The sequence below is a fragment of the Pseudomonas sp. RIT-PI-S genome, assembly GCF_025642975.1.
Taxonomy (GTDB): Bacteria; Pseudomonadota; Gammaproteobacteria; order Pseudomonadales; family Pseudomonadaceae; genus Aquipseudomonas.
Genome location: NZ_JANZKJ010000005.1, coordinates 195,134 through 213,284, shown reverse-complemented (window position 1 = coordinate 213,284; position 18,151 = coordinate 195,134). Strand labels below are relative to the sequence as shown.

General features: G+C 65.2%; 15 protein-coding genes. 6 read left to right on the top strand and 9 right to left on the bottom strand.

Annotation, left to right across the window (positions count from 1 at the left end; genetic code table 11):
- Positions 1–26 precede the first annotated feature (26 nt).
- Entirely contained in the window at positions 27–1,064 is a 1,038-nt protein-coding gene (locus tag OGL93_RS10080) for an AbrB family transcriptional regulator (protein ID WP_263262493.1), read from the top strand.
- On the opposite strand, the gene OGL93_RS10075 is transcribed toward OGL93_RS10080, so the two are convergent.
- Complete coding sequence (locus OGL93_RS10075; protein WP_263262492.1) at positions 1,059–1,973, bottom strand: bestrophin family protein; 915 nt, start codon at positions 1,971–1,973, stop codon at positions 1,059–1,061. The two genes, OGL93_RS10080 and OGL93_RS10075, sit on opposite strands and share 6 nt — an antisense overlap.
- Before the next feature lie 107 nt (positions 1,974–2,080).
- Between OGL93_RS10075 and OGL93_RS10070 the strand changes: the two genes are divergently transcribed.
- Positions 2,081–2,728 (top strand): HAD-IA family hydrolase, encoded by a 648-nt coding sequence (locus tag OGL93_RS10070; protein ID WP_263262491.1) that lies wholly within the window; start codon positions 2,081–2,083, stop codon positions 2,726–2,728.
- A gap of 205 nt (positions 2,729–2,933) precedes the next feature.
- Here the strand turns inward: OGL93_RS10070 and OGL93_RS10065 are convergent, their stop codons facing one another.
- Positions 2,934–4,283: a cation:proton antiporter gene (locus tag OGL93_RS10065; protein WP_263262490.1), complete on the bottom strand. Its 1,350-nt coding sequence runs from the start codon at positions 4,281–4,283 to the stop codon at positions 2,934–2,936.
- A 49-nt stretch (positions 4,284–4,332) separates the two neighbouring features.
- Positions 4,333–5,193, bottom strand: a complete 861-nt coding sequence (locus tag OGL93_RS10060) for a methylated-DNA--[protein]-cysteine S-methyltransferase (protein ID WP_263262489.1) — start codon at positions 5,191–5,193, stop codon at positions 4,333–4,335.
- Positions 5,194–5,388: 195 nt separating this feature from the next.
- Between OGL93_RS10060 and OGL93_RS10055 the strand changes: the two genes are divergently transcribed.
- Genes OGL93_RS10055 through OGL93_RS10045 form a run of 3 tightly spaced genes read left to right on the top strand, consistent with a single transcriptional unit; the run spans position 5,389 to position 9,057 of the window.
- A complete protein-coding gene (locus OGL93_RS10055) occupies positions 5,389–6,834 on the top strand; it encodes an ATPase domain-containing protein (protein WP_263262539.1) in 1,446 nt (481 codons plus the stop codon).
- 21 nt (positions 6,835–6,855) lie between these two features.
- The gene (locus OGL93_RS10050) at positions 6,856–7,224 is read left to right on the top strand and encodes a response regulator (RefSeq protein ID WP_263262488.1); all 369 of its coding nucleotides are present in this window, start codon (positions 6,856–6,858) and stop codon (positions 7,222–7,224) included.
- A gap of 15 nt (positions 7,225–7,239) precedes the next feature.
- A complete protein-coding gene (locus OGL93_RS10045) occupies positions 7,240–9,057 on the top strand; it encodes a monovalent cation:proton antiporter-2 (CPA2) family protein (RefSeq protein ID WP_263262487.1) in 1,818 nt (605 codons plus the stop codon).
- Here OGL93_RS10045 and OGL93_RS10040 read toward each other — a convergent pair.
- The 4 genes from OGL93_RS10040 to OGL93_RS10025 form a co-directional block, all read right to left on the bottom strand.
- A complete protein-coding gene (locus tag OGL93_RS10040; protein ID WP_263262486.1) occupies positions 9,054–9,383 on the bottom strand; it encodes a DUF202 domain-containing protein in 330 nt (109 codons plus the stop codon). The two genes, OGL93_RS10045 and OGL93_RS10040, sit on opposite strands and share 4 nt — an antisense overlap.
- Positions 9,380–9,772 carry a DUF202 domain-containing protein gene (locus OGL93_RS10035; RefSeq protein WP_263262485.1) on the bottom strand — a complete coding sequence of 131 codons (393 nt, stop codon included), beginning with the start codon at positions 9,770–9,772 and terminating at the stop codon, positions 9,380–9,382. The genes OGL93_RS10040 and OGL93_RS10035 overlap by 4 nt, the downstream gene beginning before the upstream one ends.
- Positions 9,773–9,878: 106 nt before the next feature.
- Positions 9,879–10,319 (bottom strand): type II 3-dehydroquinate dehydratase, encoded by a 441-nt coding sequence (gene aroQ / locus OGL93_RS10030; RefSeq protein WP_263262484.1) that lies wholly within the window; start codon positions 10,317–10,319, stop codon positions 9,879–9,881.
- A gap of 80 nt (positions 10,320–10,399) precedes the next feature.
- Positions 10,400–12,394, bottom strand: a complete 1,995-nt coding sequence (locus OGL93_RS10025; RefSeq protein ID WP_263262538.1) for a mechanosensitive ion channel family protein — start codon at positions 12,392–12,394, stop codon at positions 10,400–10,402.
- 290 nt (positions 12,395–12,684) lie between these two features.
- Here OGL93_RS10025 and OGL93_RS10020 point away from each other — a divergent pair, with 290 nt between their 5' ends.
- The gene (locus OGL93_RS10020; RefSeq protein WP_263262483.1) at positions 12,685–14,628 is read left to right on the top strand and encodes a methyl-accepting chemotaxis protein; all 1,944 of its coding nucleotides are present in this window, start codon (positions 12,685–12,687) and stop codon (positions 14,626–14,628) included.
- Positions 14,629–15,697: 1,069 nt separating this feature from the next.
- On the opposite strand, the gene codA is transcribed toward OGL93_RS10020, so the two are convergent.
- Together codA and OGL93_RS10010 are read right to left on the bottom strand one after the other, a co-directional pair.
- Positions 15,698–16,933 (bottom strand): cytosine deaminase, encoded by a 1,236-nt coding sequence (codA, locus tag OGL93_RS10015; RefSeq protein WP_263262482.1) that lies wholly within the window; start codon positions 16,931–16,933, stop codon positions 15,698–15,700.
- Between the two features lie 65 nt (positions 16,934–16,998).
- Positions 16,999–18,063: an NAD(P)-dependent alcohol dehydrogenase gene (locus OGL93_RS10010; RefSeq protein ID WP_276583483.1), complete on the bottom strand. Its 1,065-nt coding sequence runs from the start codon at positions 18,061–18,063 to the stop codon at positions 16,999–17,001.
- Positions 18,064–18,151 lie beyond the last annotated feature (88 nt).

The window sequence follows — 18,151 nt, the reverse complement described above, 5'->3', positions numbered from 1 at the left end:
CTTCTTCCCGCCAGTGCGAGAATCCCATGAAATCATTGCTGTGCCTTGTAGCCGCTGCCGTGCTCGGCCTTGCCTTCCAACGGCTTGGCATTCCTCATGGCCTGTTGCTGGGCGCGATACTCGCCAGCGCGCTTATCGCGGGCAAGTTGGGCCATTCGCCCGCGCTGCCCTTCGGCCTGGGGTACGTGCAGGTGGTCCTGGGGATTGCCACCGGCCTGATGTTCGAGTCCTGGGACAACCAGACGGTAGCGGCGGTGTTGCCCAGCCTGGGTTTGCTGCTGATAGCTCTGGTGCTGCAGATCAGCGCTGCCGCCGTGTGGTTGTTGAAGGTGGCGAAGTGGAACCGCACGGATTCACTCATCGCGGTTTATCCCGGCGCCCTGGCTGCGGTGTTCGACCTGCTGGAGTCCGAAGGCGCCTCCGCCAAAGTGATCGTGGTCCACTTGGTGAGGCTGCTGTCGATCACCGTGCTGGTCAGCTTTTACATTCCCCCCAGCCAGGCTGCTCCTGTAGTAACGGCCATCGCGCCCGCCGCCTTGGGTTACCTGTGGCCGGTGTGCCTGCTGGTTGGCCTGTGCCTGCTGATCGGGCGCTTGCTGTTACGCATTGGCGTGCCGGCGCCCTTTATGCTCACGGCAATCGTCGTGACCGGTGTGTTCATGAAAACCGGTTATCTCCATGGCTTCCAGATGCCTGAATGGAGCATCGATTCGGCGGCTTTGATTCTCGGGGTATTGATCGGCTCGAAGTTCAGTGACATCACCCTGCGGGACCTCGTTCGCCACGGCCGCACCGGGGTCGCCTGCGTGACGCTGATGCTGTTGATCGCGGCGGTGTTTGCCGAAGCGGCCAAGCTGGCGCTGGGCAACGACCCGGTGGTCACCTGGCTGGCCTATATGCCCGGCGCCATTGAAACCATCGCCATGGTCGCGTTCGGTGGCGGGCTGAACGTGGTGTTCATCCTGTGCCATCACCTGGTGCGCCTGCTCATCCTGCACTTTGCCCCGGCGCTGCTGGTTCAGGCCCGCCGCTGGCGGCACAGCGCCGAACGGCCGCCCTTATAACAGCACGCCGGCAACCGGCTGCAAGGGCGCCGGGGCGGGTTCGCCGAGCAATTCCAGCACGTTGATTTCCACTTGCCGGCAAATGGCATCCAGCGGCAGCGCGTTGGGCTGGGTGTCGAAAGGGTTGGCGATCTGGTCACCCAAGGCGTCCAGGCCGAAGAACATATACGCCAGCACGCACACCGCGAAGGGCGTGAACCAGCCAATGCTGTCCACCAGGCAGAACGGCAGCAGCAGGCAATAGATATGCACCACGCGGTGCATCATCAGGATGTACGGAAACGGGATGGGCGTGAGCTTGATCTTTTCGCAGCCGCTGAGCGCGTGGGTCAGCGTGCACAGCTGCTGGTCCAGCTGGACCTTGACCATGTCGCTGGCGCCTGTCTCGGTTGCCAGGTTCATCACCCCTTCGGCCAGGCGCCTCAGGGCAACGTTTGCGCCCTGCGGTGGGTCAACCGGGGCCAGGGTGCCCACCTCCAGCCAACGTTGCGCATCCGCCCCTGGCGCGAGGCCGCGCAGTTGGTCGCGCACCAGATGGATAAAACCGAGCAACTGCCCAGCCACCGCCAGCCTCTGGGAAGGTGTGGCGCGAGGCAGCAACGAGCCCAGCTGGCGAGCCAGGTTGCGGCTGGCCATCGCTAGCTCGCCTAAAAAGGTGCGAGCTTCCCAGAAGCGCTGATAGGCGACCGTATTACGAAACCCAAGGCAGATCGCCAGGGTGAGCCCCCATAGGGTGAACGGCACCGGGGTTAGCACCATATGGAAGTTGAAGACGGTGCCGTGGGTGAGCAACACCAGCGTGCTCACCAGCACCGTGAACAGCACCTTTGGCCAGATCGCCGGGATGATCGACCCCTTGACGGCGAATAACAGCACGGCAACGGAGGGTTTCTGGTCGCGGACAATCATGGGCGGGCTCCTGTGAACGCCGCCACTCTAGGCCGTGATTTGCCAGGCGGCAACCTGTAGCCTAAGTGGCGGTCACAGAAGGCTGGCATACAGGTGGGAAACAGGCAGTGAACATCAAAGGCGTTATTTTCGATTCAGACGGCACCCTCGTCGACAGCGAGCGCATCGCCGCGGGCCTGCTGTGGGAGATGCTCGGCCAACGGGATATTCATCTGCCCCGGGAAGAAGTGCTGCAACGCTTTCGCGGTGTGCAGTTCGCGGTGTTCATCGCCAGCCTGGCCCAGCAATATCCCTGGCTCGACGCCGAGCCCTTCATGCAAGCGTTTCGCAGCCAGAGCCTGACCCTGTTCGCTCGCGGCATGCAGCCCATGCCAGGGGCGCTGGCGTTCGTCAGCACCTTGCGCCTGCCCAAATGCGTGGCCTCCAACGGCCCGCGCAACAAGATCGAAACCTGCCTGGGCAGCGCCGGCCTGCTCGAGCACTTTGCCGAAAGGATCGTCAGCGCCTACGAGGTGAACGCCTGGAAGCCCGCACCGGGGCTGATCCTGGAAGCGGCAAGGGTGCTCCAGCTTTCGCCTCATGAATGCCTGTTGGTGGACGATAGCCATGCCGGCGTGGAAGCAGGCCTGGCCGCCGGGAGTTGGGTGGCGGGCTTTGGCGAGGAGGACTTCAGTGCCTATGCCCAGGAGCCGCGTTTCCACTGCGTGCCCACCTATGAGGATCTTTCACGATTGTTGGAACGGGCCGCGCGTTAGGCATGGCGTTGTGCGGCAGGGTTCGCGGGCTGGCGCCATAGCCGGGCTCGCCCGCGACCAGACGCCGCTCCGGTTAACGCCTGTCGCCGGCAAGCCGTGCCGCTACGGGTTAGCGCTTGCGAGCAACCATGGAACTCCCACAACAGCAGGCCAAGGGCACTGCGTCATGTTCTCTGCAGCGCGTGCGAAGCCCGCGAACAGGTGTTCAATCCACCTTGGCGCTGTTGCGACGTTCATAGTGGTCCAGCAAGGGCTGGGTGCTGACCCCGTGCAGCACGATGCTCAGGGCTACCACGGTCAGGGTGATGCTGGTGCAGGTGCGCGAGATCTCCTCGGGCAAGCCGTGCTGGAGGGCGAAGCAGAGATAGTAGATCGAGCCGATGCCACGAATGCCGAACCAGCCCAGCAAGGCGCTTTGATGGCCGCTTAGCAGGGCACGGCTGCCGCCCAGGGCCCAGACCGCCAGCGGCCGTATCACACAGAACAGTGCCAGCCCCAGGCCCACGCCACGCCAGTCCCAATACCCCCAGAGAAGGGCGCCGAGCAAGGTGATCAGCAGCACCTCCATGGACCGTTCCACCAGGCTGCCGAACGCCATGATGTCGCCCATCATCACGCCCGCGGCCAGTTGCGGCGGTTCGAGTTCATCCAAAGGGCCCGCCACCGCATGTTCGGGGGGCAGTTCGTGATGGCCAATCACCGGGTGGGTCAGGTGCTCGGCCGGCACGTCTGAATGCGTTGAGTGCGCCTCTGCCTGGCGCAGCCCGAGCCCTGCGGCGAACACCGCGAGAAAGCCAAAGGCGCCCAGGTACCAGGCAAGCGAATACGCCAGGGCGATCAATGCCAGGGCCAGAAAGTCATTGGGGGAGAGCGTGCTGTCCTGATGGCGCACGCGCAGGAAGATCATCAACTGGCCCAGCAGCCGCCCCAGGCCATAACCGATCAGCAGGCCGCCCGCCACGCCCCATACCACGTCCTTGAGCGCCCAATGGCCGAGCCAGTTTCCACCGAGCCCACCATGTTCGATCAGCAACAGAGCAAACAATACGAAGGGGAACGCGGTGCCATCGTTGAGCCCGGCTTCGCCGGACAGCCCAAAGCGCACCCGGTCGAAATCCTGGGCGCTGTTCACTTGCACCATGTTGGCCAGCACCGGGTCTGTCGGGGCCAGCATCGCGCCCAACAGCACCGCCGGCCCCCAGCCGAGGTGCAAGGCATAATGCGCCACCGCCGCAACGCCAACGATCGAGGCCACCATCACCGGCCCGGCGAGCAGGTAGGCGCAGCGCCAGGCGCTGCGGCCGAAGGACAGCCGCAACTTGATGCCCGTGCCGAACAGCGAAAACAACACCGCGCCCTCGGTCAGGCGCTCCAGCCAGTGGGTGGACTCACGGATGTCCAGGCTTACCAGGCCCAGGCCCAGCGGGCCGATGCCCAGCCCCAGGAACAGGCACACGGCCGAGGTGGTGACCGGCAACCAGCGAAGGTAGGCCGAAGCCAGGGCCAGGAGCATCAGCACGGCCCCGAGGATAGCGATCGCAGTTATGAAACTCATCAGTGCTCGTTCGCAACGGGATGTACGTTTGTGACTGCGGTGGGCGCTGTTAGTTGGGCCGGATCGCCGCCTCCAGCGCCAGCAGGGCTTGTTTACGTTCCACGCCCCAGCGATACCCCGACAGGCCGCCGTCGCTGCGCACCACCCGATGACAAGGGATAGCCACCGCCAGGCTGTTGGCGGCACAGGCACGGGCCACGGCGCGGACCGCCGTCGGCATGCCGATGCGCCGCGCCAGCTCGGCATAGCTGACCGTTTCGCCGAGGGCGATTTCCTGCAATGCCCGCCATACCCGCTCCTGGAACAAGGTGCCGCGCAGGTCCAGCGGCAACCCCAGGCCCAGCCCAGGGGCCTCGACGAAGCCCACCACTTGCGCCACCAGCGCCTCGAAGGCGGGGTCCGCGCCGATCAGCCGCGCCTGGGGAAAGCGGTCCTGGAATTGGTCGAGCAAGGCTTGCGGCTCGTCCCCCAGCAGGATCGCGCATAGCCCACGCGGGCTCTGCGCCACCAGGATGGCGCCAAGGCTGCACTGGCCAAGGGCGAAGTGAATGTCCGTGCCGACGCCGCCGTTGCGCCAGGCGCTGGGGGTCATTCCCAGGCGCGCCGGTGCGGTTTCATAAAAGCGCCCATTGGAGCTGAACCCTGCCGCGTAGATGGCATCGGTCACGTTGCTGGCCGCTTCCAGTTCGGCCTGGGCCCGGCGGGCTCGCGCGGCAATGCTATAGGCCTTGGGTGAAAGCCCGGTTACGGCCTTGAACACCCGCTGGAAATGCCCCGGGCTGAGCCCTGCCTGGGCGGCCAACTGGTCCAGGCGGGGCGGCTGCTCGCTGGTTTCGATCTGTCGGCAGGCCTGGGTCACCGTCTCCAGGTGACGCTGCCGCTGCACGGCGGGGGTAGGCGATGTGCTCATGTCAAAGGCTCATGGCTGGCAAAGTTCATGCGCTCAAGCATGCCCGGGGCGACCGTCGCCCGCACTCCGTTTCTTGCGCGAAAGGGTGGTATTAGTGTGTTCCCGCCCGGCTCGGTATAGAATTCACGCATCTCTATCGGCCGGTAGGCACCTGTGCCTGGCCGGAACCGCGTTCACTACATACAGGCAGGTTTGATCTTGGAACAGCTAAAACGCCTTGCGACTGGAATAGCGGGCCTTGACGCACTGCTCAAGGGGGGGCTGGTGGCTGGGGCTTCCTACATCGTGCAGGGCCGGCCAGGCTCGGGCAAGACCATCCTGGCCAACCAGCTGAGCTTCAACCATGCCCGCAATGGCGGCAAGGTGCTGGTCGCCACGCTGTTGTCCGAGTCCCACGAACGGCTGTTCCAGTACCTGTCCACCTTGCGCTTCTTCGATCCATCGCGCATTGGGGAGCAGATCCAGTTCGTCAGTGCTTTCGACACCCTGCAAAGCGATGGGCTCGATGAAGTGGTCAAGCTGCTGCGCCGGGAGATTGCCCGCCAGAAGGCTACCGTGCTGGTGGTGGACGGCCTGCTCAATGCCCGTACCAAGGCCGAGTCGCAGATCGACACCAAGAAATTCATTTCCGAGTTGCAGGGCCACGCCGCCTTCGCCGGCTGCACCGTGCTGTTCCTGACCAGCGCCCGCCTGGACGACGGCAGCCCGGAACACACCATGGTCGATGGCGTGATCGAAATGGGCGAGGAGCTGATCGGCGCGCGCTCGGTGCGCCGCATCCAGCTGCGCAAAACCCGCGGCAGCGGAGCGCTGTCCGGCCTGCACGACTGCGAGATCACTGACGAGGGCCTGGTGGTCTACCCGCGCCTCGAAAGCCTCTACAGCCACCCTTCGCGCCAGGACCCGGCCGACCGAACCCTGGTCAGCAGCGGCGTGCCAGGCCTGGACGCCCTTATCGGCGGCGGCCTGGCCCGCGCTTCGGCGACCCTGGCCATGGGCCCTGCGGGGGTCGGCAAGACCTCCCTGGGTATCCAGTTCCTCGCCCAGGGCACGCCCGAAGCGCCGGCCTTGCATTTCGGCTTCTATGAAAGCCCCCAGCGGCTGCTGCTCAAGGCCGCCGCACTGGGCTTCGACCTGGAACCGTTGCAACGTAGCGGCGCCTTGCACCTGTGCTGGCAGCCGACCACCGAAGGGCTGCTCGACGGCCTGGGGGCTCGCTTGCTCGAGCAGGTGGAAACCTATGGGATCAAGCGGGTGTTGATCGACAGCCTTGGCGGCATGACCCGGGTGACCACCAACCCGGCGCGCTTGAGCGACTTCTTCGCCAGCCTCACCGGCGAATTGCGCGCTCGCGGCGTGACGGTTCTGGTCACCTGTGAAATGCGCGGGTTGATCGGCCCGGAAATCAACTCGCCGATGCCGGATATGTCCAGTGTGGTGGACAATATCTTCGTCATGCGTTTCGTTGAATACGCGTCTGAACTTAAGCGAATGATGACCATTCTTAAGGTCAGGGACAGCGTCTACGACCCTTCACTTCTGGAGGTCGTGATCGGGGCACGGGGGCTGGACTTCAAAAAAGCATTCAAACAGGCAGAGGCGGTGCTGACGGGCAGCGCCTCGTCGACAAGCCACTACTGATGTTGATCGAGCCAATCTGAAATGACGACCATCCTGATAGTCGACGACGAGTATTTGATCGCCGATATCCTTGGGTTTGCCCTCGAGGACGAGGGGTACATGGTGGTCAAGGCCAGCAACGGTCGAAAGGCGCTCGAGGTCCTGGACCGCGAGCGCCCTAGCCTGGTGATCACCGACTTCATGATGCCAGTCATGGACGGCCTGGAATTTGCCCGTGCCGTGCGCGAAAGGCCGGCCTTCGCCAGCTTGCCGCTGTTCCTGATGAGCGGCGCACAAGGCAGTATCGGCCGCGCCAGCCCGGAACTGTTCACGGCCGTGTTCGACAAGCCCTTTGATATAGAGACGGTCATCCGTCATGTGATTTCTTCCATAGGGCGCCCAGGGGACTGATGATAGAAATTCGCCATGCCGCATGACGGTAATCTGCTCGGCGCGGCCGTGGTCTTTCTACTGGCGGCCGTGCTGGCGGTTCCGCTGGCGCGCCGGCTGCAGCTGGGCGCGGTGCTGGGTTACCTGCTGGCCGGCGTGGCCATCGGCCCGGCCGTGCTCGGCCTGGTGGGCAACAGCCAGACGCTCAATCACTTGTCCGAACTGGGCGTGGTGCTGCTGCTGTTCATCATCGGGCTGGAGCTGTCGCCGAAGCGGCTCTGGGTCATGCGCAGGGCCGTGTTCGGCATTGGCCTGGCCCAGGTCGCCCTCACGGGCTGCGTGATCGGTGCGGTCGCCATGTTCGCCTTCTCCCAACCGTGGAACAGCGCCGTGGTGCTCGGCCTCGGCCTGGCGCTGTCGTCGACCGCCTTCGGCCTGCAAAGCCTCGCCGAACGGCGTGAGCTGCATACGCCTCACGGCCGCCTGGCATTCGCCATCCTGCTGTTCCAGGACATCGCCGCCATTCCATTGATCGCCATGGTGCCGCTGCTCGCCGGGGGCTCCGCCAGCCGCCCGGCGCCTAGCCTGGAGCACGGCTTGCAGGTGCTGGGCAGTATCGCCGTGGTGGTGGTGGGCGGGCGCTACCTGCTGCGGCCGGTATTCCGCGCGGTGGCCCGTACAGGGATACAGGAAGTGTCCACCGCCACGGCCTTGCTGGTGGTGATCGGAACCGCCTGGCTGATGGACCAGGTCGGGGTGTCCATGGCCTTGGGCGCGTTTCTCGCCGGGCTGCTGCTGGCCGATTCGGAATACCGGCACGAACTCGAGGCGCAGATTGAGCCGTTCAAGGGCCTGTTGCTCGGGCTGTTCTTCATCAGCGTGGGCATGGGCGCCAACCTGGGGCTGTTGCTGGCCGAGCCGGTCACCGTGGTTGGGCTCACCCTGCTGCTGCTGGGGCTCAAGCTGCCGTTGCTGGCGCTGCTCGGCCGCTATGCCGGCGGGCTCTCGGGCATCTCGGCACTGCGCCTGGGGCTGGTGCTGGCCACCGGCGGTGAGTTCGCCTTCGTGGTGTTCAAGCTGGGGCGTGACAGCGGCCTGTTCGACGACCGCCTGCACGACCTGCTGGTGCTGGCGATCACCCTGTCCATGGCGTTGACCCCCTTGCTGCTGTTGCTGGCCGGCCGCCTGCTGGCGCGCGCCGAACACCCGGTGCCGGTGCCCGAGGAGTATCGGCAGATCGACGCGGACGCGCCCCGGGTGGTGATCGCCGGGATGGGCCGCATGGGCCAGATCGTGGCACGTATCCTGCGGGCGCAGAAAATTCCCTTCGTCGCGCTGGACACCTCGGTGGAAAGCATCGAGCTGTCGCGCAGCTTCTCGGACCTGCCGGTGTTCTATGGAGACCCACTGCGAGCGGAGATCTTGCGGGCCGCCAAGGTGGACCAGGCCGAGTACTTCGTGATCGCCACCAACGATCCAGACACCAACATCAAGACCGCCGAGCTGGTTCGGCGGCTGTATCCCCACATGAAGATCATCGCCAGGGCGCGCAACCGCCAGCATGTGCACAAGCTGACCGACCTGGGCGCGGAGCCTGTGCGCGAGACCTTCTACTCCAGCCTGGAAATGAGCCGTCGTGCGTTGATCGGCCTGGGCTTGAGCGAAGCGCAGGCGCAAACCCGCATCCGCCGCTTCAAAACCCACGACGAGACGGTGCTGCGCGCCCAACACCGGGTGTATGACGACGCCGCCAAGGTCATCCAGAGCAACCAGGAAGCCCGGGCGGAACTGGCGCGGCTATTCGAAGCGGATGCGGAGCGGGAGGCCAACGAGCCGGCCGAGGTGGAGCGTTAGAACGCGATAACCACGTAAAGCCCCAATGCCCCTAGCCCTGTACACGCCAGTGCCAGCGCGCACACCTCTGTGACCGGCGGCCGCGCGCGGCCTTGGTTGATGGCCCTGACCCCGTACCGATAGCGGCGTTGTTGGCCGGCGGCGATCATCCCGGCCGCCGACAACGCCAGGGCTACCAACGCCAAAGCCAAGCGGCCGTGCTGCGGTAGCCAGCGCAGGAACAGCAAACTCACAGCCACCAGCGATAACAGGGTGCGCCGCCAGGCGAGCCAGGTGCGCTCCGGCTGCAGGCCAAGGTCCTTGTGGTGCCCGGCCGATGGGCTCATGCCGGGTGCGTCGCGACGAAAACCAACAGCACGGCGGTCGCCAGCGCACCGCCCATGGCCAGCAGAGGCACCAGCCAAGGCAGCGGCAATGGGCGGCCGTGGCGCATGGCGCGCTCGACCTTGAGCCAGCGTAGCCCGGCGCAGGCACTGAGGATCAACCCCAGCGACAGCAGCAGGATCGCCAGCAGCTTGCGCGCATCGGCGGCGAAGACTTGGGCGGTGAAGGCCTCTACCGCGATGCCTCCGGCCATCAGCGCCAAGGCAGTGCGTATCCAGGCCAGGAAGGTCCGTTCGTTGGCGAGGGTGAAGCGCGGGTCCGGTTCGGTGCCGCCGCCGAGCACTTTGTGCCGAAGCGATGGGCGAGGCGGCGGAGCAGGGGGCTGGTTCATGAGTCGATCCCGTGGACGGGTAAGCGAGAGCGTAGCGCTACTTCGAGCCGATGGCGCCGCTAGATCAGGGCGCCTGTGTCGAAGGCCATCATGCCGCCCGATGCGCTTATTTTCCAAGCAGCTTGGCGAAATGCTCGATGGCCAAGGTGTACCCATGGGTGCCGAAGCCCGCGATCACGCCGACCGCCACCAGGGATACGTAGGAGTGATGACGGAAAGCTTCGCGTTTGTGCACATTGGAAATGTGCACTTCCAGCACCGGCACTTCTGCGGCCACCAGCGCGTCGTGCAGCGCGATCGAAGTGTGGGTCCAGGCGCCGGGGTTGATCACGATACCGGCCACGCGGCCACGGGCCTGGTGTATCCAGTCGATCATCTGCCCTTCGTGGTTGGTTTGCTGGCACTCGACCAGCAGCCCGTGACCTTCGCCGGCCGCGCGGCATTGGGCCTCGACGTCGGCGAGGGTCTCCTTGCCATACACGGCGGGCTCCCGGGTGCCGAGCATGTTGAGATTGGGGCCATTGAGGACCAGCAGGGTCTTTGCCATGAAGTGCGTCTCTGTGGGCGGGCGGGCTGCCATGGTAATAGCCGAGTGGCCCGCCTGCCAGGGGTTGTGTTTGGCTCGCGTTAGACCGTTGCCGGCACCGGCGGCAGGTAGTACTGAGCGAAGCGAACGTTATCCACCCCGTCTACCAGCTTCTTGAGCTTCTCGTTGAAGGCGCGGCCCACGGCGTATTGGCCACCGGAGGTGGTGCGGAACTGGGCAGTCAGGGTGATGCCATTGAGGTCCATCTTGTCCACCCCAAAGACCTGCAACGGCCCTTGCAGGTTGGTCTTGAGCAAAAGGTCGCCGGCAATTTGGTCGGCCGCTTGCTGGATCAGCGCCAGGGCAGTGTCGATATCGCTGTCATAGGTGACCTGCACCGAGAAGAACGCGTTGGCGAACTGCCGCGACTGGTTGGTGACCGCCTTGATCTGGCCGAACGGCACCGAGTGCACGAAGCCCTTGCCGTCGCGCAGGCGCAGGGTGCGGATGGTCAGGCTTTCCACGGTGCCGGCGTGGCCGGAGTCCAGCACTACCCAGTCGCCGATGGCGATGGTGTCTTCGATCAGGATGAACAGCCCGGTGATCACGTCCTGAACCAGCTGCTGCGAGCCGAAGCCGATGGCCAGGCCGACCACCCCGGCACCGGCGAGCAAGGGCGCGACATTGATGCCCAGGTTGGCCATGGTAGTGATGGTGCCGATGACCACGAGCACGATCTTGGTGGCATTGCGCAGCATCGGCAGGATGGTTTTCACCCGGGTGCTGGGCTGACGGCTGGCGCGCCTGCCCACGGCCGGTTTCAGCGCTTGTTGGATGGCGGTGTCGATCACCACCCACACCAGCCAGGTCACCAGCAGGATCAGCCCGATGCTGCTCAGCGAATTGCTGATGGCACGGCCCACGCTGTTGCGCGCGGCGAACTCCAGCACTGAAACGCCCCAGATCCGCGCGAACAGTTCGATGAACGCCACTGCGATCACGATTCGCGATAGCGCATGGCCCAGGCTGCGCAGCAGCTCCACATAGGGGCGGGCGTGATCGGGGTCGGCGCCGTTCTGCGGCTTGAGCACGTGGTGCATCACGGTGCTGGAGAACACCGCCGCGATCAGCAGCACCGAGCTCATCAGTGCACGTTGCAAGGCTTGCTGGCTCTGCTCGCCGGCGCCGATCAGGTGGATCGCCGAGACCAGGATCATCAACAGGATGGGGAAGTACCAGACCGCCGAGAACACCCGCAGGGTTTCTTGCACGGCGCGGTGCTCATGGCGCTGGTGATAGCCGCGGTTGCGGATCAGGTGCGCCACCGGCCGGCGCATGCGCAACACCAGCGCGGCGAAGGTAAAGGTCGCCACCAGGCCGCTGACCACCGCGATGCTGCCGGTAAGGTTGCTGCCCAGCTGGCGCGCGATCTGCCCACTGGTCAAGGCGTCGCCCAGCGCAGCCAGAAAGCCTATGACGAACAGCGGCGCCGGGGCCGCACGGCGCAGCACCCGCACCGCGGCACGCTTGTAGCCCACGTTGAACAGGGTGATCACGCACAAGATGATGGTGGTGGAGAAGATACCGCTGCTGGTCGCATAGGCCAGGCATAACGCCAGCGCTCGGGCGTCCGATGGCGCCAGGTGATGGCTGACCAACAGGGTCAGGCCGAAGCACAGCAGGGCGGGCGCGGTGAAGCGCAACAGGTAACCCATGACCTCCCGCAAACGGGCCCTGCGGTGCAAGAACCCGCGCCGGCCCACCCGCGACCAAGCCAACCGGGCCAGGCTGTAGAGCAGGAAGAACGTGCCGATCCAGCATAGGGTAAGGATCAGGAAGTCCCCGGTCATGGCCCAGCCCGAGGCGGTCGACTGTTGGTCGAACAAGCGCCCGGCCTCGACCGCGGCGCGATCGGTACGGGTGCGCCAGGTGTCGACCAGGTGCTCGTTGATGTCGAGCTTGTCTTGCACGTCGTCGAGGCTGGAGGTCAGGGTGCCGAGCAAGCCACCTTGCACCAATACTTCCTTTTCCGCCGGTTGTTGCTCGGCGGCGGGGGTGTCAGCGAAGGCGGGAAAGGCGAGCAGGGCGGCTAGCAAGAGGGTTACAAGGCGAGGCACAGGGGCAGGGCTCCGAAAACGGTTCACCTACTAGATTGCCAATCGGCCGGCAAGTTCGCGGGCCGACACCCTTACGGTCGCCGGCAAGCCGGGCTGCTACGAAACGACATCCAACCCTCCCAAAACGACATCCTAACGCTACGCTCTTTAGTGGCTGCGCCGGCCGCCGATAAACCGGGCAGTACGCGTAGGCCTCATCCCTTTGTCGCTAAACCTGGCGTGCGCGTTGTGCCGAACTCAACACGTATAAAAAACCTGCGGGACGAGCCATGAATATCAGACAGAAGTTGACCTGGGCCTTCGCCATCGTGGCGTGCCTGCCGGTTGTGCTGGTGGCGGTGATCATCGTATTGAACCTGCGCGAGGCGGCGCTGGCCGATTTCGTCGACAGCAGCGGCCGAGAAATCCGCCAGATCGACAACGGCATGAAGCAATTCTTCGACGCCATCAGCCAGAACGTTGAATACCTGGCCAAGGATCCACGCATCGTGGCGGCCAAGGACCTCAAGCATTACATGGGCGCGGATGCCGCCCAGGTTCCCCTCACGGAAACCAACAAGCAGCTGTTGCAGATATTCGACGATTTCGCCAAGAGCCATCCCACCACCGCCTACCTGTCCTTTGCCACGCAGGACGGCGGGTATGCCAGCTGGCCGGATGACACCAAGCTCGCCAATTACGACCCGCGGGTGCGCCCTTGGTACAAGGCCGCATTGGAAGCTCCCGGCAGGGGCGCCCGTACGGCCGCCTACTATTGGGCGCCAGACGACGTGGTGCTGATCTGCAGCGTTCACACGGTCAACGATGCCAATGGCAAGCTGCTCGGCGTGGTCGGGCTGGACGTATCGCTCAAACAACTCACCGAGCTGGTGAAGCGCATCAAGCTGGGTGAAAGCGGCTACCTGATGCTGGCCGAAGCCAATGGCAACGTGTTGGTGGACCCCAGCGACGCCAAGCACAACTTCAAGTCCCTGGCAGACCTGGGCCCGGAATACGTGCCCCTGGCCAACGGCGGCAATGGGGTGTCGGAGGTCGAGATCAACGGCGTGCCCTACATGGCCAATACCCTCACCTCCGAAGCGCTGGGCTGGCGCTTTATCGGGCTGATCAAACGTGACGAAGTGATGAACAAAGCCTCGCACCTGACGTGGCTGATCGCCGTGATTGCCGCCGTGCTCGCCGGGGTGTTCGCGGTGATCGGCGCCAGCTTCGCCGGAATGATCGTGCGGCCGATCCGCGGTGTTGCCGGCGGCCTGCAGGAAATCGCCGAAGGCGAGGGCGACCTTACCCGCAGCCTGGCCATCCAGGGCAAGGACGAAACCGCTACCCTGGCGCGCTGGTTCAACCAGTTCCTGACCATGATCGCGCAGCTGGTGCGGCGCATCGGTACCGCGTCCTCGGCGTTGCAGAAGGCCGCCGTGGACACCACGGAAGTCGCCCATAACATCAACGACGCCGCCGGCCGCCAGCGCGAAGCGGTAGAGCTGGTAAGCACCGCCTTCAACGAAATGGTCGCCACCGCCAACGAAGTGGCCCGCTCCTGCAGCCAGGCGGCAGCCAGCGCCGACGCCGGCTACCGGGACGTGCACGAGGGCCAGCAGTACATCGGCGAAGCCACCGGCAGCGTGATGCACCTGAGCGAGAACCTGCAGCAATCCACCCAGACCATGCAGGTGCTGGAGCAGGACAGCAAGAACATCAACACCATCCTGGACACCATTCGGTCGATCGCCGAGCAAACCAACTTGCTGGCGCTCAACGCGGCCATCGAAGCGGCCCGGGCGGGCGACCAGGGGCGCGGTTTCGCGGTGGTGGCGGACGAGGTGCGGGCCCTGGCCAGGCGCACCGCCGACTCCACTGGAGAAATCGACAGCCTGCTGGGCAATCTCGCCAGGCGCACCCAGGACGTCACCCGGCAGATGCAAAGCAGCCTGGAGATGTCCCAGGCGAGCGTGGCGCGCATCCACCAGGCCAAGGACAGTTTCGAGAAAATCCGCGGCTCGGTGGACTCGATCCGCGACCAGAACACCCAGATCGCTACTGCCGCCGAGGAACAACACCACGTGGCCGAAGACATCAACCGGCACATCGCGCAGATTCACAACGATGCCCAGCTGGTGGAACGCCTGGCCCACTCCGCCCAGGCTGATGCTGACCGCTTGAATGGGATTTCCGATGAGTTGAATGCATTGGTCGGGCGCTTCAAGTGCTAGAACGCTACGCCGAACCCTGTGGGACCGGGCATCGCCCAGGAGCCGGAGGCCCTCGGAGGCACCCAATTGCACCTCGGTTCGCAGGCTTCGCCAGCTCCTACAAAGAGCTAGAGCGCCGCGCAGAACCCTGTGGGACCGGGCACCGCCCGGGAACCGGAGGCGCTACGGAGGCGCCCAGTTGCGCCCTCGGGTTCGCAGGCTTCGCCAGCTCCTACAGCGGACCTAGAACGCTACGCCGAACCCTGTGGGACCGGGCACCGCCCGGGAACCGGAGTCGCTACGGAGGCACCCAGTTGCGCCCTCGGGCTCGCTGGCTTCGCCAGCTCCTACAATGAGTTAGAGCGCCGCGCCGAACCCTGTGGGACCGGGCATCGCCCGGGAACCGAAGGCCCCATGGAGGCACCCAATTGGACCTCGGTTCGCAGGCTTCGCCAGCTCCTACAAAGAGCTAGAGCGCCGCGCTGAACCCTGTGGGACCGGGCACCGCCCGGGAACCGGAGGCGCCACGGAGGCGCCCAGTTGCGCCCTCGGGTTCGCTGGCTTCGCCAGCTCCTACAGCGGACCTAGAACGCTACGCCGAACCCTGTGGGACCGGGCATCGCCCGGGAACCGGAGGCCCTCGGAGGCACCCAGTTACGCCCTCGGTTCGCCGGCTTCGCCAGCTCCTACAATGAGCTAGAACGCCACGCCGAACCCTGTGGGACCGGGCATCGCCCGGGAACCGGAGGCCCTCGGAGGCACCCGGTTACGCCGTCGATTCGCAGGCTTCGCCAGCTCCTACAGCGCACCTAGAGCGCCACACCGAACCCTGTGGGACCGGGCATCGCCCGGGAACCGGAGGCCCTCGGAGGCACCCAGTTACGCCCTCGGTTCGCTGGCTTCGCCAGCTCCTACAATGAGCTAGAGCGCCGCGCCGAACCCTGTGGGACCGGGCATCGCCCGGGAACCGGAGGCGCCACGGAGGCACCCAGTTGCGCCCTCGGTTCGCAGGCTTCGCCAGCTCCTACAGCGAGCTAGAGCGCCGCGCAGAACCCTGTGGGACCGGGCATCGCCCGGGAACCGAAGGCGCCTACATGAACGTCACGCGTTCGGGCTCGCGCTGCATCAGTAGCCGCCCCTGGCGGATCGACCAGCGCGCCTTCACCTGCCGGCGGACGGCTTCGTAGTCGTTCTCGGCATCGAGCAGCACCAGGTTGGCGGGCCGTCCAGGGGCGATGCCGTAGCCCTCGCCCAGGGCCAGCGCGCGGGCGCTGTTGTCGGTCACCAGGTCCAGGCAGCGTTGCAGGTCTTCGTAGCCCATCATGTGGCCGATGTGCAGGCCCGCGTCCAACACCCGCAAGATGTTGCCGTTGCCCAGCGGGTACCAGGGGTCCTGGATCGAATCCTGGCCGAGGCAGACATTCAGCCCGGCGCGGTCCAGTTCGGCGATGCGGGTGATGCCGCGGCGCTTGGGGAAGGTATCGAAACGCCCCTGCAGGTGAATGCTTTCCGTTGGGCACGACACAAAGCTCAAGCCGGCCAGCCTCAGCAGGCGGAACAGTTTCGAGCAATAGGCATTGTCATAGGAGCCCATCGCCGTGGTATGGCTGGCGGTGACCCGGGCGCCCATGCCGCGGGCGCGGGTTTCCTCCGCCAGCACTTCAAGAAAGCGCGAGTGCGGGTCGTCGGTTTCGTCACAGTGCACATCCACCAGGCAGCCCCGGCGCTCGGCCAGGTCCATCAAAAAGCGGATCGAGCTCACACCCTGCTCACGGGTGTGTTCGTAATGGGGGATGCCGCCCACCACGTTGGCGCCCATGTCGATCGCTCGCTCCATCAGGGCCCGGCCATTGGTGAACGAGTCGATCCCTTCCTGGGGGAAGGCCACGATCTGCAGGTCTATCAGCTCGCGTGCTTCGTCCTGCACCTCCAGCAGCGCTCCCAAGGCGGCGAGGCTGGGGTCGGTCACGTCCACGTGGGTCCGCACGTGTTGGATGCCATGCTCGGCCAGCAGGCGGATGGCTCGATGGGCGCGGGCCTTGGTGTCCTCATGGGTGATGGTGGCCTTGCGTTCGCTCCAGCATTCGATGCCTTCGAACAGCGTGCCGCTCTGGTTCCAGCGCGGCTGCCCGGCGGTATGCACCGCATCCAGGTGAATGTGCGGCTCTACCAGCGGCGGGATCAGCAGCAGGCCCTGAGCGTCGAGGTCGCCAGGCTGGGCCAGGGCCTGCGCTGCCTGCGCGGTGATGCTGTGTATGCGCTCAGCGGCGCATGCCACGGTGTGCAGCCCTGGCAGGTGGCGCAAGCGGGCGTTGATGATCTTCATGGGCGGCCTCCGGAAAAGAACGGCCCTGCAACAGCGCCGGGCCGTGGGTGTTCACCAGCGGTGGATCAGGCGGCGGCGTCCTTGGCCAAGCTTGCCATGTCGATGACGAAGCGGTACTTCACGTCGCTTTTGAGCATTCGGGTGTAGGCCTCGTTGATGTATTGGATGTCGATCATTTCGATGTCCGAAACGATGCCGTGCTTGGCGCAGAAGTCGAGCATGTCCTGGGTTTCGCGGATGCCCCCGATCAGCGAACCGGCAAGGCTGCGGCGCTTGAAGATCAGGTTGAACACCGTCGGCGCCGGATGAGGGTGCTCCGGCGCGCCCACCAGGGTCATGGTGCCGTCGCGCTTGAGCAGGTTGAGGAACGGGTCCAGGTCGTGCTGAGCGGCCACGGTGTTGAGGATGAAATCCAGGCTGTTGGCCTGAGCGGCCATCTCCTCGCCGTTGCGCGACACCACCACCTCCTTGGCGCCCAGGCGCAGGCCGTCTTCGCGCTTGCTCTCGGAGGTCGTGAAGAGCACCACGTGGGCGCCCATGGCCGCGGCGATCTTCACCCCCATGTGGCCAAGCCCGCCCAGGCCGACGATGCCGACCTTTTTGCCGGGCCCAACCTTCCAGTGGCTCAGGGGTGAATACGTGGTGATGCCCGCGCACAGCAATGGAGCGACGGCGGCGAGGTCCGCTTCAGTGTGGCTGATACGCAGCACGAAAGCCTCCTTCACCACGATGCGTTCGCTATAGCCCCCGTAAGTGTTCTCGCCGCCGAACACCGGCCCGTTGTAGGTACCGGTGAAGCCGTTCTCGCAGTACTGCTCGTCGCCTTCGGCGCAGGCCGCGCAGTGCTGACAGCTGTCGACCATGCAGCCCACGCCTGCCAGGTCGCCCACCTTGAAGCGGGTGACGCTGCCGCCCACCGCGCTGACCCTGCCCACGATTTCATGGCCGGGCACCGACGGATACAGGCTGTTTTTCCACTCGTTGCGGGCGGTGTGCAGGTCTGAATGGCACACGCCGCAGTAAAGGATTTCTATCTGCACGTCATCCGCGCCGGGCGCCCGGCGCTCGATCATGTAGGGCTTGAGCGCGTCCGTTGCGTGTTGCGCGGCATAGGTAAAGGTCTTGGTCATGCTGAAGTTCTCCGCAGCGGGTAAGGCAAACACCAAAGCATAGCGGGCTGAAACCTTTAATGTGATGAAACTGAGCAGCGGATGCCTG